Source organism: Nocardia terrae (genome assembly GCF_009760405.1).
Taxonomy (GTDB): Bacteria; Actinomycetota; Actinomycetes; order Mycobacteriales; family Mycobacteriaceae; genus Nocardia; species Nocardia terrae.
The window spans coordinates 203,878-219,349 of the sequence record NZ_WRPP01000005.1; the positions used below are offsets into that span (position 1 = coordinate 203,878).

14 protein-coding genes and 1 riboswitch are annotated in these 15,472 nt (G+C 66.4%); of the genes, 3 read left to right on the plus strand and 11 right to left on the minus strand.

What is annotated here, in order from left to right:
• Nucleotides 1-48: 48 nt before the first annotated feature.
• From GPX89_RS24995 to GPX89_RS25005, 3 genes are all read right to left on the minus strand, one after another.
• Entirely contained in the window at nt 49-936 is an 888-nt protein-coding gene (locus GPX89_RS24995; RefSeq protein ID WP_157390118.1) for a sterol desaturase family protein, read from the minus strand.
• Between the two features lie 586 nt (nt 937-1,522).
• Entirely contained in the window at nt 1,523-1,801 is a 279-nt protein-coding gene (locus tag GPX89_RS25000) for a hypothetical protein (protein WP_157390119.1), read from the minus strand.
• A gap of 641 nt (nt 1,802-2,442) precedes the next feature.
• A complete protein-coding gene (locus tag GPX89_RS25005) occupies nt 2,443-3,627 on the minus strand; it encodes a serine hydrolase domain-containing protein (protein WP_198347581.1) in 1,185 nt (394 codons plus the stop codon).
• 633 nt (nt 3,628-4,260) lie between these two features.
• Between GPX89_RS25005 and GPX89_RS25010 the strand changes: the two genes are divergently transcribed.
• Complete coding sequence (locus GPX89_RS25010; protein ID WP_157390121.1) at nt 4,261-4,623, plus strand: hypothetical protein; 363 nt, start codon at nt 4,261-4,263, stop codon at nt 4,621-4,623.
• 225 nt (nt 4,624-4,848) lie between these two features.
• Here GPX89_RS25010 and gcvP read toward each other — a convergent pair whose 3' ends face one another.
• The 7 genes from gcvP to GPX89_RS25045 form a co-directional block, all read right to left on the minus strand.
• Nucleotides 4,849-7,713: an aminomethyl-transferring glycine dehydrogenase gene (gene gcvP / locus GPX89_RS25015; protein WP_328602290.1), complete on the minus strand. Its 2,865-nt coding sequence runs from the start codon at nt 7,711-7,713 to the stop codon at nt 4,849-4,851.
• Nucleotides 7,714-7,873: 160 nt separating this feature from the next.
• Nucleotides 7,874-7,969: riboswitch (glycine riboswitch) on the minus strand.
• A 115-nt stretch (nt 7,970-8,084) separates the two neighbouring features.
• Nucleotides 8,085-8,651, minus strand: a complete 567-nt coding sequence (locus GPX89_RS25020) for a MerR family transcriptional regulator (protein WP_328602291.1) — start codon at nt 8,649-8,651, stop codon at nt 8,085-8,087.
• Between the two features lie 217 nt (nt 8,652-8,868).
• A complete protein-coding gene (locus GPX89_RS25025) occupies nt 8,869-9,342 on the minus strand; it encodes a bifunctional nuclease family protein (protein ID WP_040807814.1) in 474 nt (157 codons plus the stop codon).
• 67 nt (nt 9,343-9,409) lie between these two features.
• Nucleotides 9,410-10,198 carry a transcriptional regulator FtsR gene (gene ftsR, locus GPX89_RS25030; RefSeq protein ID WP_157390122.1) on the minus strand — a complete coding sequence of 263 codons (789 nt, stop codon included), beginning with the start codon at nt 10,196-10,198 and terminating at the stop codon, nt 9,410-9,412.
• A gap of 44 nt (nt 10,199-10,242) precedes the next feature.
• Entirely contained in the window at nt 10,243-10,710 is a 468-nt protein-coding gene (gene garA / locus GPX89_RS25035) for a glycogen accumulation regulator GarA (RefSeq protein ID WP_328602292.1), read from the minus strand.
• A gap of 185 nt (nt 10,711-10,895) precedes the next feature.
• Nucleotides 10,896-11,294 carry a glycine cleavage system protein GcvH gene (gene gcvH / locus GPX89_RS25040; RefSeq protein ID WP_328602293.1) on the minus strand — a complete coding sequence of 133 codons (399 nt, stop codon included), beginning with the start codon at nt 11,292-11,294 and terminating at the stop codon, nt 10,896-10,898.
• Between the two features lie 62 nt (nt 11,295-11,356).
• Entirely contained in the window at nt 11,357-11,974 is a 618-nt protein-coding gene (locus tag GPX89_RS25045) for a CDP-alcohol phosphatidyltransferase family protein (protein ID WP_328602294.1), read from the minus strand.
• A gap of 113 nt (nt 11,975-12,087) precedes the next feature.
• Between GPX89_RS25045 and GPX89_RS25050 the strand changes: the two genes are divergently transcribed.
• Nucleotides 12,088-13,794 carry a GMC oxidoreductase gene (locus GPX89_RS25050; protein WP_157390124.1) on the plus strand — a complete coding sequence of 569 codons (1,707 nt, stop codon included), beginning with the start codon at nt 12,088-12,090 and terminating at the stop codon, nt 13,792-13,794.
• Between the two features lie 105 nt (nt 13,795-13,899).
• Nucleotides 13,900-14,790 (plus strand): nuclease-related domain-containing protein, encoded by an 891-nt coding sequence (locus GPX89_RS25055; RefSeq protein WP_157390125.1) that lies wholly within the window; start codon nt 13,900-13,902, stop codon nt 14,788-14,790.
• Nucleotides 14,791-14,793: 3 nt separating this feature from the next.
• Here the strand turns inward: GPX89_RS25055 and GPX89_RS45960 are convergent, their stop codons facing one another.
• Nucleotides 14,794-15,447 (minus strand): phosphatase PAP2 family protein, encoded by a 654-nt coding sequence (locus GPX89_RS45960; RefSeq protein WP_157390126.1) that lies wholly within the window; start codon nt 15,445-15,447, stop codon nt 14,794-14,796.
• Nucleotides 15,448-15,472 lie beyond the last annotated feature (25 nt).

Genomic DNA, 15,472 nt, shown 5'->3' on the forward strand with positions numbered 1-15,472 from the left:
CAGCGATCGCTCAGCGTATGCACCCCGGTTTCGCGCCGATCGAAACTCTTATGGCCCACCGCGCCCCTCGATGCGCGCCGCCGCGGACAACCCGGCCGAGGTGGTGGGCGGGCCGAAGACGGCGCGCAGGACAGGTCGGGTACCGCGGGCCTCGCCGATGTCGGTGAGCATGGCCAGCAATTCGTGGAAGTTGGTTTTGATCGGGTTGAACGTGTTGATGTTCTTGGTGAGGCCGTAGGTGACGGGCGCGGATTCGTGTGCGTAGGTGCCGAACAGGCGGTCCCAGATGATCAGGATTCCGCCGTAGTTCTTGTCCAGGTAAGGGTTGTCGGCGCCGTGATGGACCCGGTGGTGGGAGGGGGAGTTGAAGACGTATTCGAGGGGGTCGGGGAGGAAGCCGACGCGCTGGGTGTGCAAGGGCCACTGGAACATCGAGGTGACCACCAGAGCGAACATGATGATCAGCGGGGGGACGCCGATCAGGGCGGCGGGGATGTAGGCCGCGTTGTAGAGGAAGGTCGCGAACGGCATCAGCGCGGGCATTCGCAGGGCCGTCGACATATTGAACTGCTCGCTGGAATGGTGCACGCTGTGCGCGGTCCAGAGGATGCGGATGCGGTGTTCGGCGCGGTGGCCCCAGTAGTAGCAGAAATCGGTGGCCAGCATGCCGATCACCCAGGTCCACCAGCGGTCGACGGGGAGGTGGAACGGGGTCAGCGCGGCGGTCACCAGGAGGAAGGAGAACGGGACGAACAGGTTCTCCAGTGGCACGGTCGCTTTGCTGATCAGGCCGATCACCAAGCTGTTCGCGGTGTCCGGAGCATAGAACCCACGCTTCCGATCCCCGTCCGCGCTGCGCCGCCAAGCCGCCCATTCGACGGTCATGGCCAGCAGGTTCACGGGCACCGCGAAGAGGAGGATACGACTGAAATCCACCGTGAGTCCTAGTCCGAATTCATCTGACAGCGTTGGGAATTCGACTATTGAACGCCGGACCCATGCGGAACAGGAGTAAAGAGGCCGGAGAGGATGGCTTCCAACAACCCGACCCCTTGTGCCGACCCTGTGGTCTGGTCGGACGAGCCGGTCGCGGCGACGGGCTGCGGGGCGGTCGACGCGGCGTGGGCCACACCCTTGGCAGCGGCCAATCCGGTGAGAAGCACTGCGACAGCAAGTGTTCCACGGAACTTGGCTCTGGCATGGACTTTGGACACCCGAGGCTCCTTGGTGATCGGTGTACGAGGCCTCGAGGCTAGCAACTCTGAACTACACCGATTTCAGATTGCCTGCCCGCAATTCCTGGGGCACTGGATTTCCCTGCCAGGAATCGGATCGGCATGCGACCTCGACGATCACCGACGGAGGCCTCGGCGCGGTTGCGGGCGTAGAACTTGCCCCCGGCCGCCCGCCACGGGCATTGACGAAGCGACCGGCGGAGTTGCAGCGGATCAACGAGAGCGGCCTGGAGCAGGGAGATCCGTGACGGACAGTTGATTCACCACCGCTCGGAAATATACGGAATCTATTCAGAGGCAATGACTTTGCCGAGATTGTCCAGTTCGTTGGCGCGTCCCGCCACGATCCGGCGGGTCCATTCCTCGTCATGCATCGGTTCGATGGTCATGGTGACCTGCACGCCGCCGGTTACCGGGGCGATGTCAACCGTGGTGAGATGGTCGTAGGCGCTGGCCCTGCATGGACTCGCCGCCGGCGCGGAGAACTCCAACGAGATGGGCTTGTGGCAGGCGCTCACGCCGGACGAGCTTCTCGGCCGAGTGAACGCCACCCGGCGTTCGATCAACCGAACCACCGCCGCGGTAGGCGCACTCCTCGCAGGGCTCCTCGCCGAGCACCTCGGGCATCGGCTGACGCTCGCCTGCATCGTCTTTGTCTTCACAGTCGCTGCCCTCGCCGCAGCGCTATCACCCCTACACGCCGCCCCTGGCGCTGGTGATGACCGCAGGCACGAGGGCTTACACGACGAGACATCGAGCCATCAGCCGAAGCGGCAAGACTGACCGGACCGGACACCGCAGCACCAGCGACTACCGAAACGACCAAGCAGGCTCCGGATGAGGCTACTTACTCATTGCCGCAGATCGGTGATCGAATGGTCGATTCGCACGGAACTCGGCAACGCAAACGCACTCATCTGCCGAGATTCGTGCGATTGGCCCTACCTCGCACAAACACATCGAACTCGTCGATCTCTGACCGATTCCCTTGGCAAAGTGCGGGATCCGGCCAATCGGCGGCACCGGCGAGCGTAGCTCGAATGCGCGGCCACGCCGCGACCGCGCATTGGTCGGCCGTCCAAACAAGTTGGCCGACAGCAGCTTCCCACGCCCGCACCGAATCGCAGGTGCTGGTTGCAGCAGATCTATTTGTTCGCACCCGATTCGAGCACCGAAGGCGTCAGTCGAGCTTTGGATCTGCCAGCAGTTATTTGTTTCCTGTGCTGCACAGGGCATGGTCGACGAGGGTCATGGCGGCGTTCTCCTGGGCGATCTGATGGTCGTCGGTGTCTTGCAGGAGGGTGGACATCGATACCACGACGCTGCGAGTGCCGTCGTCGGTGACGCCGTCCCTGGTCTTGTAGCCGGGGATGTCGCCGCCGTGCATCCAATACCGCCCGCCACAGGACAATTCGATCGAGAACAAGCCCAGGCCGTAGCGGGCGCCGGGGAAGATCGATCGGATCTCGGCGTCGGTGTCGACTGTTTTCTTCATTTCGGTGAGTTGTTCGGGCTGGAGGAGCTTGCCGCCGAGCAATGCTCGGAAGAAGGTGTTGAGGTCGGCTGTGGTGGTGATCAGTGCGCCCGCTGCGGCGGCGAATCCGCTGATCCGGTTATCGGTGGTGTCGACCAATCCGCCGGTGGGCCATTGCGTGTATCCGGTGGCGTGCGGGGTGGGGATCGTGACCGCACTGCCGGGATAGGTGGTGTGGTTCAGGCCGAGCGGGGTGATGATCCTGCGGCCGACTTCCTCGTACCACGGTGTGCCGGTGACCTTGTCGATGATCATGCCGGCCAGCAGGTAGCCGGTATTGCTGTAGCTCCAGCCGGTTCCGGGGGCGAAGGTCGGTCGGCTTTGGACGGCGGTGGCCACCACTTGTTCGGGCGGGGGCGGGACATCGAGGGCGTATCGGCGGTAGTCCTCCGGTGAGGCCAGCTCGTACGGATTCGGGTACTTCAGTCCGCTGGTGTGGTTGAGCAGTTGGCGCACCGTGATCTTCGTGCCGTCGTTGCCGTCGCCGTGCACCACGCCCGGCAACCACTTCTCGACCGTGTCGTCCAGGGCGAGCTTGCCCTCACCGACCAACTGCAGCAGCACAGTGGCGGTGAACGTCTTGGTAACGCTGGCCGCCCGGAAATAACCATCTCCCGAGACCGGACCCCGACTCGCGATATCGGCGACGCCACTGGTCGCCACCGTGTTACTGCCGTCGGCGGCGACCAGCCTGGCCTGCACACCCGTGATACCGATATCGCGAATCGCGTCGGCATCACGCTGAAGCGCGGTCAGCTCGGCAGCGGAGGCTGGTGTCGTCGAACTCGGCGGCGAGACTGCGGGCCGGTCGGGCTGGCAGGCGGTCGTGCCGAGAGCCGCGGCGACCAGTATCGGCACGGCGCCAAACATCCTCGATTTCAACGGATTCCCTTCGGGCAATCGGACGGTTACAGCACCACCACGCTAAAATTCCGCGCCCCCGCACCCCATCCCGACAGCGCCCGAACCACCGCTACGGCCACCGCCCGGTCCCGGGGTGGTGCCAGCGCTACCTCAGTCCGCTTTCCTGGCTCGGGTCGGACGTGAGGGACCACGCGTCAACCGCCCCCGATCCGGTCGAGGAGTGAAGGAACCGGGGCCGAACCGCAGCAGCAACGGTCTGTGGAACGTGGCGAGCGCGGCCAGCAATCCTCAGCCCGATTCCGGTTGGCGGACCGCGGGTGATGGGAGTCGGGCAAGACGACGAGCGCCCCATCGGTTTCGGGAACCGATGGGGCGCTTGGTTATTCGACTGTCAGCCGAGGGTTACTCGGCGTAGGCGTCCAGGGCGGGCAGGTCAGCGGCACACCAGGTTGACCGGCGGCGCACCGGCCGCACCCGTGACGGCAAGACCGGACCGTTCCAGCACAACCCACATGATCGACGAGGCATAGAATCGGCACTGCCACGTTCCAGTGGCGTCGCGGAGGGCTCGAGCGCGAAGTCCGGCTCGGGTCGAACGCGGATACCTTGGGGGAAAGACGATTTGCTATGAGAAGCTCATATCTTCCGCTCATCGGGCTCGTGGCCGCGGCATCGCTGTTCGGGTCCCCGGCCGCCCTGGCCGCGACGGTATCGGCAGGCGGAGCGGTCTCGTCCACCGGCAACTGGGTGATGATCCCGGTGACCTACACCTGCTCCCCCTCCGACGGCTCCCCGAGCCTGACGGCCACGGCACAGAACGTCACCAACGGATCCTCCGGTTTCGGCACATCCCCGGCCACCTGCGACGACACCCTCCAAGTGGCCTACCTGAGCGTGGTCGGCACCGACGACCATTCCGGAGATATCGTGAGCTACACCATCATCGGGCCCGGTGGCGCGGCCGCGTCGGGGACGCTCACGATCAGCTGAGATCCCTCACACGACGAGCGGCACCCCCGCCCGCATCACCAAACAGACCGACCTCGGCGTCGGGCGGCACCGAAAGGGCGCATCGTTCGATGGCCGGACTGTGATCAGTCCGCCAGGAAGGCGGAAGCGCTATCGATGGTTGCGTGAGTTCTCTCCGAAATAACGAGCGCCCCAACGGTTTCAGGAACCATTGGGGCGCTTGGCCGTTGAACGATCAGTCCGGGCTCACTCCGCCTCACTGTAAGCGTCCAGGGGCGGGCAGGAGCAGACCAGGTTGCGGTCGCCGTAGGCGCCGTCGATGCGGCGCACGGACGGCCAGACCTTGGCGCGGGCGGACTTCAGGCCCTGGGGGTAGACGGCCTTTTCGCGGGAGTAGGGGTGGTCCCACTCGCCGACCAGGCATTCCGCGGTGTGCGGGGCGCCGCGCAGCGGGTTGTCGTCGACCGGCCAGACGCCGGCCTCGACCTGGTCGATCTCGGCCTTGATGGCGATCATGGCTTCGATGAAAGCGTCGAGTTCTTCGAGGTTTTCGCTCTCGGTGGGCTCGACCATGAGGGTGCCCGCGACCGGGAAGCTCATGGTCGGGGCGTGGAAGCCGTAGTCGGCCAGGCGCTTTGCCACATCGTCGACGGTGACGCCGGTGCGCTTGGTGATCTCGCGCAGGTCCAGGATGCACTCGTGGGCGACCATGCCGTTGTCGCCGGTGTAGAGGACCGGGAAGTGCGGGTCCAGTTTGCGGGCAATGTAATTGGCCGAGGCGATGGCGGTCAGGGTGGCGCGGCGCAGGCCGTCGGCGCCCATCATGCGGATGTAGGCCCAGGTGATCGGGAGGATCGACGCGGAACCGTACTTGGCGGCCGACACCGCGTGCGAACCCTGCTCCAGGGGATCGCCGGGCAGGTACTTCGCGAGGTGCTCGCGCACCGCGACCGGGCCCACGCCCGGGCCACCACCACCGTGCGGGATGCAGAAGGTCTTGTGCAGGTTCAGGTGGCTGACGTCACCACCGAACTTGCCCGGACGCGCCAGTCCCACAAGGGCATTGAGGTTCGCACCGTCCACGTACACCTGGCCGCCGGCCTCGTGCACCAGCCCGCACAGCTCGGCCACCTCGTGCTCGTACACGCCGTGCGTGGACGGGTAGGTGATCATGATGCAGGCCAGCCGCTCGGCATGGTCGGCGATCTTGGCGCGCAGGTCGTCGAGGTCGATATCGCCGTTCGGCCGGGTCTTCACGACCTCCACCCGCATGCCCACCATGGCCGCCGAGGCCGCGTTGGTGCCGTGCGCGCTGGAGGGGATCAGGCACGTATCCCGGTGCGCGTCACCACGATCCAGGTGGTAGCGGCGAATCGCGAGCAGACCCGCGTATTCGCCCTGGCTACCGGCATTGGGCTGCAACGAAACCCGGTCGTAGCCGGTGACCGCGCACAGCCAGCCCTCGAGGTCGTCGATCAGCTTCAGCAGGCCCGGCGCGTCCTCGACCGGCGCGTAGGGGTGCACCCGGTTGAAGCCGGGCCAGGTGATGGACTCCATCTCCGCGGCCGCGTTCAGCTTCATGGTGCACGAGCCCAGCGGAATCATGCTGCGGTCCAGCGCGATGTCCTTGTCCGAGAGCGCGCGCAGGTAGCGCAGCATGGCTGTCTCGGTGCGGTACTTGGTGAACGCGGGCGCGGTCAGGTACTCCGAGGTGCGGACCTCGATGTGCGGGCGCTGCTTGCCGTGGAAGAGCGCGCCTTCGGGCCCGACCGGGATCTCCGCGCCGAAGCAGTCCAGCACCGCGACCACGTGGGTGTCGGTGGTGACCTCGTCACAGGCGATGGCGACGTGATCGGCGTCGACGAACCGCAGGTTGATGCCCTGCGCCTTCGCCTTGGCCACAATGGCTTCCGCACCGCCGGGCACGTTCACCAGCACGGTGTCGAAGAAGCTCTGGTGCACGACCGCGTCGCCGAGCCCCGCGGCCAGCCACTGCGCGTGCCCGTGCACCCGCCGCGCCAGCGAGCGCAGCCCGTCCGCACCGTGGTAGGAGGCGTACATAGCGGCCAGAATCGCCAGCAGCACCTGCGCGGTGCAGATGTTCGAGGTCGCCTTCTCCCGGCGGATGTGCTGCTCGCGGGTCTGCAGCGCGAGCCGGTAGGCCAGATTCCCGTCCGCGTCCACGGACACGCCGACCAGTCGGCCCGGCAGCTGCCGCGCGTGCGCGCTGTGCACCGCGAGATAACCGGCGTGCGGCCCGCCGAAGCCCAGCGGCACACCGAACCGCTGCGTGGTGCCGAAGCAGGCGTCCGCGCCCTGCTCCCCCGGCGGCGTGATCAACGTCAGCGCAAGCAGATCCGCACCGACCGCGACCAGCGCACCCCGCTCGTGCGCGGCCTCGATCACCGGAGCCCAGTCCACGATCCGCCCCGACGCGCCCGGCTGCTGCACGATCACGCCGAAGAACTCGCCCTCGGGCAGCCGGGGTGGGTCCGAGGGCGTCAGCGGAGCCAGGTCGGCCTCGACGATCTCGATCCCCAGCGGCTCGGCCCGCGTGTACAGCAGTGTCCGCGTCTGCGGGAACAGATCGGTGTCGATGAGCAGCCGCTGCGATTTGCTCTTGCGGTTGGCCCGCTGCAGCAGCGTCATGGCCTCGGCCGCCGCGGTGGCCTCGTCCAGCATGGACGCGTTGGCGACCTCCATCGCGGTCAGATCCGCGACCATGGTCTGGAAGTTGAGCAGCGCCTCCAACCGGCCCTGGCTGATCTCGGGCTGGTAGGGCGTGTACGCGGTGTACCAGGCCGGGTTCTCGATCAGGTTCCGCAGCAGCACCGGCGGAGTGTGGGTGTCGTAGTAGCCCAGCCCGATCATGGTGGTGGCGACGGTGTTCGAATTGGCCAGCGCCGCAAGCTCTGCGAGAGCCTCGTGCTCGGAGACCGCGGCGGGCAGCGCGTCCAGACCATTGCCCGCGGGCGCGTCCAGAATGCTGGCGGGCACCGCTTTGGTGGCGAGTTCGTCCAGCGACTCCACGCCCACGGTCTCCAGAATGCGGCCGGTCTCACCGCTGTCGGGGCCGATGTGGCGGTCGGCGAAGGATCGAGTCCAGATCACGGCTGCTCCAAGGGGTGGGCGGGGTGCCGGCCGACGGCCGGCGCTTCGTCTGCCCTCCCCCTCTGTCCTCGATGCCTGAGAGATTCGGACCCCGGCCTTGCGGCCGTTGCCCTTTCACCATGGGCGGGTGACGCGCGGCCACCACTTTCCAGAGGCGTCGAAACTCCGCACGGTCCCTTGTGCCTGAGAGATTGACGGGGAGGTGCTGCTCCTTCGGCGTCCGAGGCTACCCCCGGAACTCTCCCGCACGGCTGCGACGCACTGCCAGTTTAGAGGGGCCCAAGTTACAAGAATGTTGCCTGGGTTCCGTTTCACACCGGGACAACGAAAATGCGCGCCGCCCGGCGGGCGACGCGCATTCGGAGAAGCTCCTACCCGGTCTTGCTCATCCTGGCCTTGCGGCGGAACGACAGCTCGTCCTCGGGCCGGTCCGAGGTGCTGCCCGCCTCGGCGCGCTCGGCCGGGAAGTTGGCGATCGCGCCGGTCAATTCACGCATCGCGCCGCTGACGGCGATGCCGAACACGCCCTGACCACCCTGCAGTAAATCGACCACTTCCTCGGGCGAGGAGCATTCGTAGACGGTGGCGCCGTCGGAGAACAAGGTGATCCCGGCGAGGTCTTCGACGCCGCGGCTGCGCAGGTGGTCCACGGCGATGCGGATGTTCTGCAGCGAGATGCCGGCGTCCAACAGCCGCTTGACGATCTTGAGGACCAGAATGTCCTTGAACGAGTAGAGACGCTGGCTGCCGGAGCCGGTGGCACTGCGGATGGACGGGACGACCAGTCCGGTGCGGGCCCAGTAATCGAGCTGGCGGTAGGTGATGCCGGCCACCTGACAAGCGCTGGGCACGCGGTAGCCGACGAGTTCGTCGGGCACCGTGTCATCGGGGAACAGCCCTGGCTGCACCACATCCTGAGGTTGCGGTTGATCTCCCACTGACTACTCCCTTACTGCTTGCCTATCAGGGCTGGGCTCTGTCAATCGACTCTGGAGCGTTGGCCTATCAATCGAGGCTACTCTCCTGATTGTTGCGGGAGAATCGGGTCCGTCCAAGCTTGAACGGGCGCGTGTTTTTAAACCTAAACCTGAGGTAGAGACACGGATTTGTCTCGTTTCGAGATCAGTAGAAGATCATCGCCAGGTCAGAAGTTGGTCAGCTGTCCGTGGCCTTGAAGTCATCCGGAGATACCGATTCGAGAAACTCCTTGAACTTCTCGACTTCGTCCTCGCGCTCGTCCGGCATGACCAGTCCGGCCTCCTCGAGCACCGGCTCCTCGGCATAGATCGGGCAGCCCACCCGCAGCGCGATGGCCACCGAGTCCGAGGGCCGCGCCGAGATCCGCAGATCGTTCTCGAAGACGAGATCGGCGTAGAAGGTGCCCTCCTGCAGATCCACGATCCGCACTTCCTTGAGGGTGTGGCCGAGCTCCTTGATCAGGATCTTGATCAGATCGTGGGTCAGCGGGCGGATGGGGGTCACGCCCTCCTGTTCCAGCACGATCGCGGTGGCCTCGGCCTGACCGATCCAGATCGGTAGATAGCGATCGCCGGAGACCTCTCGCAGCAGCAGCACGGGCTGATTCTGTGGCTGTTCGACACGGATGCCGATCACACGCATTTCGCTCATCGCACTGCCTCCCAAATCCACACCGGCCGCCAGCCCCCGGCTGTAATACCGAGTCTAGGCGAAGATTTCAGCCGCCGAGCGAAGCGCGCACAGAGGTCTTCACCAGGCAGGTGTGCAGGGTCAGCGACAGCGCCGCCAACTCACGCACCGTTTCCTCGGCCCGGGCGCGGGCATCCGCGTCACGGCTCTTGGCGATCGGCGCCGCGATCTGCGCGACCATGGCGGCCTCGCGATCGGCGGCCAGTTTGAAGGCGCGCAGATGCCTTGCCTCCAAACCGAATTCACTCAGGGCCTTGGCGGTGCGGGCCAGGGTGACGGCGTCGCCGTCGAAATAGCCTGCCGCACCGGGGGTGATCAGGTTGGCCCGGATCAGTTCGGTCAGGAACTTCTCGTCGATGCCGGCCTGTTCGAGCAGATCCGCCCGGGTGATCCGGATTTCGTGATCGAACCGGAGCTCGGCGGCGGAGACCTCACCGGGCACGGCGCTCAACCGCCGCAACTGGCCGCCGTTGGAGGCCACGGCTTCTTTCGAATCGGACACCGTTGGTGAATCGGACACTGGCATCGCGCTTCCCACGGCGTTCGCCCGGGCCCGGGCCTCCCGGACCCCGAGCGTCGCCGCCCCACTGTCGATCGCTTCGAGCTGTTCCTTGATCACCTTCAACGGCAGGTACTGATCCCGCTGCGCGGTCAGCACGAAGCGCAGGCGCTCGACGTCGGCCACGTGAAAGCGGCGGTACCCCGAGGGCGTGCGCTCCGGGCTGATCAGGCCCTCCGACTCCAGGAATCGGATCTTGGAGATGGTGATGTCCGGAAAATCCGGACGCAGGAGATCCAGCACGGAGCCGATCGACATGCCTCCGCGCGTCCACTGCGCTGCGCCAGTCATTCCGCTCGGACCTAGAGAGCCGAGTCGCTCGTCGCCGGTCGCGGGCCCGTCAGGAAGACGAGACGGAACTTGCCGATCTGGACCTCGTCGCCGTTCTGCAGCTCCGAGGAGTCCACCGGCTCCCGGTTGACGTAGGTGCCGTTGAGGCTGCCCACATCGACGACCTGGAAGGTGTCGTCGTCCTGGCGGAATTCCGCGTGGCGACGGCTGACGGTGACATCGTCCAGGAAGATGTCGCTGTCGGGGTGGCGGCCCGCCGAGGTGGTGGGCTGGTCGAGCAGGAAGCGGGAACCGGCGTTCGGTCCGCGCTTGACCACCAACAGGGCCGCGCCCGCGGGCAGGCCCTCCACTCCCTGTACCGGCTGCTCGCCTGTCTGCTCGGGGCGCGACGTGTCGACCTCGTTCAGGAAGTCGGCACGGAACACCGAAGTGGTCTCTGCTGCCGTTTCCTGGTAACCCGGGTCCTTGTTCTCGCTCACCCTTGCTCTCCTCCTCGAACCGAATAATCCATGCAAGCAGTTGATGCCCTCAGCGATGCGGCGCTCCGGCCGCTCCCCGCTTCGGGTAGGTCCGGATAATCCGGGCACCGGCTGCGCGCACTTCTGTTGGCATTGACCGTACCCTGCCAGGGCGTACCCGTGCAGGTAGAACTGTGAAGGCTCCTTCAGCCTCCGATAACTCCTTGATAACCTGCGGCATCCAGGAGCTTTCCGAGGGCAGCGTCGAGCGCCTCGGCGGAGTCGGCTTCGAGCTCGAAGAGCCAGCCGTCGCCGTAGGCGTCGGAGTTGACCGTCTCCGGCTCGGCGTCCAGAAGATCGTTCACCGCAACGACTTTCCCGGCCAGCGGGGCGTAGATGTCGGAAACGCTCTTGGTGGATTCGATCTCGGCGATGCTCTCGCCGGCCGGCGCCTCGGAGTCCACCGCGGGCAGCTGCACGAACACGACGTCACCCAGCTGCGACTGCGCGTAATCGGTGATTCCCACCCGCACCCGGGTCGGACCCACTTTGCTCACCCACTCATGTTCCTCGGAGTAGCGCAAATCCTCGGGTACTGCGGTCACAGGCAGTGTCCTTTCAACGGGCGTTCCTCTCGGGATCGTCGTCGATCCGTCCGCCGCACACCCTATCCGGCGTGATCATGGTGTGGCACGGGCGGTATCGCTCGGGCCACGGCGACGGCCTTGCCCAGATACAGGATTCCCGTCCAGACATAGACCGCCGTGCCCCAGACCAAGAATGCCCCACCGAAGGCCCGGCCGAAACCCGCGGCCGCCCAGTCCATCTGCCCGGCCAGCAGCCAGGGCAAAGCGGACATGAGGGCGAAAGTGGCGGCCTTGCCCAGGTAGATGACCTCCGGCGGCGGGAGATCGCGGCGCTTGTAGATGCCGAGGGTCACCGTCAAGATCGCGTCACGGCCGACCAGGATGAGCACCACCCACCAGGGCAGGATGCCGCGAATCAGGAAGCCGCCCAGGGTCGCCAGCAGGTAGAGGCGGTCGACCAGGGGGTCGAGCAGGGCGCCGAGTTTGGACGACTGGTCCAGCAGCCGTGCCAGCTTGCCGTCGAGCCAGTCGGTGACACCGCTGGCGACCAGCAGCGCGAAGGCCCAGCCGTCGGCCTTCTCGACCAGCAGCAACCACAGGAAGACCGGGACGCCGATGAGCCTCAGCACGCTGAGGATATTGGGCACCGTGAAGATCCGGTCGCTGTAGACCGGTTCGGCGTTCCGCTCGGTAGTCACAGACCGGTCTTACCTCAATCACCCGGGCATCTCCATACGGGCACGCCGCCTAGCACCGTGAGAGAGTTCTATGCAATCCTTCTCATAACGGTTGAGCTGCGAGAGGAAAGACCATGCCCGACTTCGACTATGACGTCGTCGTTATCGGTTCCGGGTTCGGGGGGAGCGTCAGCGCGCTGCGCCTGACCGAGAAGGGCTACCGGGTGGCGGTGCTCGAGTCCGGCCGCCGGTGGAACGCCGAGGACATCCCCAAGACGAACTGGAATGTCCGCAAGTCGATCTGGGCCCCGCGGCTGGGGCTGACCGGGACGCAGCGCATCAGCGTGCTGGGCAAGTGCGCGGTCTTCTCCGCCTCGGGGGTCGGCGGCGGGTCGCTGATCTACGGGAACACCCTCTACGAGCCGCTGCCCGCCTTCTACACCGACAAGCAGTGGGCCCACATCACCGACTGGCGCGACGAGCTCGCGCCCTACTACGACCAGGCGCAACGCATGCTGGGCGTGGAGCAGAACCCGCGCATGACCCCCGCCGACGACGTGATCCGTTCCGTGGCAGAGGATCTGGGGGTCGCCGACACCTTCCACGCCACCAATGTGGGCGTGTTCTTCAACGAGGCCGAGCCGGGCGTGGAGGTCGACGACCCCTACTTCGGCGGGGCGGGACCCCGGCGCGCGGGCTGCATCCACTGCGCCCGCTGTTTCACCGGCTGCCCGCACAACGCCAAGAACACCACCCCCAAGAACTACCTGTACCTGGCCGAGCAGGCCGGTGCGCACGTGTTCGCGCTGACCTCCGCGTCCAAGGTGCGGCCCATGACCGGCGGCGGGTACGCCATCGAGACGCAGCGTTCGGACCGGTGGGTTCGCAAGGGCCGCAAGGTGTTCACCGCCGAGCAGGTGGTGTTCGCGGCGGCCGCCCTGGGCACCCAGAAGCTGCTGCACAAGATGCGCGACGAGGGCGTGCTGCCGAATCTGTCGCCGCGGCTGGGCGAGCTGACCCGGTCGAACTCCGAGGCCATCCTCAATGTGGTGAGCAAGGCCCGCGACGACTTCGCCGAGGGCATCGCCATCACCTCGTCGATCCATCCCGAGCCCGACACCCACGTCGAGGTGTGCCACTACGGCAAGGGCCAGAACGGCCTGTTCCCGCTGTCGGTGCCGCTGGTGGACGGCGGCGCGTTCCGGTTCCTGCGCTTCCTGCTGGCCATGCTGCTGCATCCGGTGGTGTTCGCGCGCAGCCTCAATGCGCGCCGGGCCTCGGAGAAGTCGGTCATCCTGCTGGTCATGCAGTCCCTGGACAACTCGCTGACCTCGTTCCGCAAGTGGGGGCAGCTGAAGACCAAGCAGGGCACGGGCAAGCCGAATCCGACCTGGATCCCCCTCGCGCACGACGTCGGCCGCCGGTTCGGTGAGAAGGTCGACGGCGACGTGCAGATGCTGGCCATGGATGTGTTCAATATCCCGGCCACCGCGCACTACATCGGTGGCTGCGTCATCGGCGAAGGCCCGGAAAGCGGTGTGGTGGACCCGTATCAGCGCGTGTACGGCTACCCGGGCCTGCACGTCGCCGACGGTTCGGCGGTCACCGCCAACCTGGGCGTGAACCCGTCGCTGACCATCACCGCGCAGGCCGAGCGCGCAATGGCGTTCTGGCCCAACCGAAACGAGGCCGACCCCAGGCCCGAGCTGGGCGCGCCCTACCGTCGCATCAATCCGGTCGCGCCCAAACACGCGGTCGTGCCCGACTTCGCGCCGGGCGCGTTGCGCCTGCCCATCTTCCCGACCGACTACCCGACCGACCCCGCCCTGCCCATGAATTGAATTGCGTCGGCCCGTGAACCGAGCGCGGCGGCGTGCCCGGCGGTAGTTTGGGGCGTTGTGCCCGTACCATTCCCGGTATCGATTCGACGAGGAAGGTGAGAGCCGATGCTCGTCCGAGTGCAGAACGCCGCCGGCACCCACGCCGAGAAGGTGCTCATCGATTGGCTGCGGACCTGGAAGGGCGCCACCGATCCCAAGGGCGTCGCGACGGTGAATTGCAGTCTGTTCCACAACAATCAGCTGCATCCCTTCGATGCGGTGGTGTGGACGCCGACCAGCTGCGTGGTGATCGAGGCCGAGTCGCTCAACGAGAAGATGGACGGCGAGCTCGAGGTTCCGATCAACGGCCCCTGGCGGGTCGGGGACAAGATCATCCCCTTCGACGGCGCCGGGCAGAAGACTCCCCTGGACAAGTCCCGCGATCACACCTTCGCGCTGCAGAACTGGCTGGCCGAGCGGGGTCTGGGGCAGCGCGTCATCCACGGCATCGTGCTGGTGGTGCCGCCGCCCGGGTCGAATCTGCGGGTGCGGCAGCTGTGGAGCGATCCCAGTTTCCAGGTGCTACTCGGTGACGAGCGGGCCCTGCGCGACCACTTCACCGCGCTGCTCTCGCGCGGCCGCCCGCAGTGGTCGGCCAATGACGTGGCCTGGGCGTTCCGCGGCTTGGGCATCCTGCCGTACCTGCCCGCGCCGCAGGATCTGATCAACGAGGGCTTCCTCGGTCCGGTGGACGTGTCGCTGTGGCACGGCGGCCCGCAGCAGGCGCAGGCCGAGGCGTTCGCGGAGGAGCAGGCGCGACTCGAGCTCGAGCACGGCCGCTCCGGACGCGCCCTGGCGATTCCCGCTCCCTGGTTCAGCCCATGGAAGCTCTACCCGCGCCGCAGTGACCGGATCGAAGTGGGCCGCGGATTCATGCGGATCATGCTGTCGCTCGGTTTCATCGTGGCGACGCTGTGGGCCATCTGGTTCTTCCTCGCCATGGTCGCCTCGCTGTGACGCTCAGCTCGAAATCGCCGTCGCGGCACGCGTAGCCGTGAAGTAGCGGAACGGCAGATACAACGCAGTGACAAGAGCAACCGCGGCCGCCGTTCCGCCCAGCACGTCGGTCGGATGGTGGTATCCGAACCCCACCATGCCGATCATGACGGCCGGCAGGACCACCACCATGACGCCCACGGTCACCGTCCGCGCCCGTGTCGATTCGCTCACGAGAGCGAAGGCCGTGACGACCGCGACCAGTTGGACGGTGTGCCCGCTGGGGTAGGCCAGGTAGTGGTCGAGCTTGCGTTCCCAGAACGGTTTCAACGCATAGGTATTCACCGCCACCACCAGTTCCGGGGCCACCAGCGCGAACCCGGCGCTCCACCACTGCCGCCGGTAGACGAACCAGGCGGCGAAGGCGACCAGCAACGGCAGCACGACATAACTATTGCTGGGGAACACCAGCACCCGATACACCCAGGTGTGCGCGTCCAGCGCCGAGTGGATGTGCTGCTCCAGCGCCAGATCCACGCTCGTCGATCCGCCGCCCGCCGGAAACGACAGCGGCACAACCAGAGTGACGATCACCCCGACGACGATCAGCGCGGGCAGGGCGGCACGGCGCTGCCAGCCGTCGGGCCGGGTCGGGGCGGGCACTGTCGATCGAGTCACGCCTGCACGATACCGACGGCCCGCC

Excerpts from the sequence above, each read along its gene's own strand:
- GPX89_RS25025 (WP_040807814.1), bottom strand. The coding sequence starts at position 9,342 with ATGAGCGAAATGCGTGTGATCGGCATCCGTGTCGAACAGCCACAGAAT.
- GPX89_RS25050 (WP_157390124.1), top strand. The coding sequence starts at position 12,088 with ATGCCCGACTTCGACTATGACGTCGTCGTTATCGGTTCCGGGTTCGGG.
- GPX89_RS25010 (WP_157390121.1), top strand. The coding sequence starts at position 4,261 with ATGAGAAGCTCATATCTTCCGCTCATCGGGCTCGTGGCCGCGGCATCG.
- GPX89_RS25055 (WP_157390125.1), top strand. The coding sequence starts at position 13,900 with ATGCTCGTCCGAGTGCAGAACGCCGCCGGCACCCACGCCGAGAAGGTG.
- ftsR (WP_157390122.1), bottom strand. The coding sequence starts at position 10,198 with ATGTCGATCGGCTCCGTGCTGGATCTCCTGCGTCCGGATTTTCCGGAC.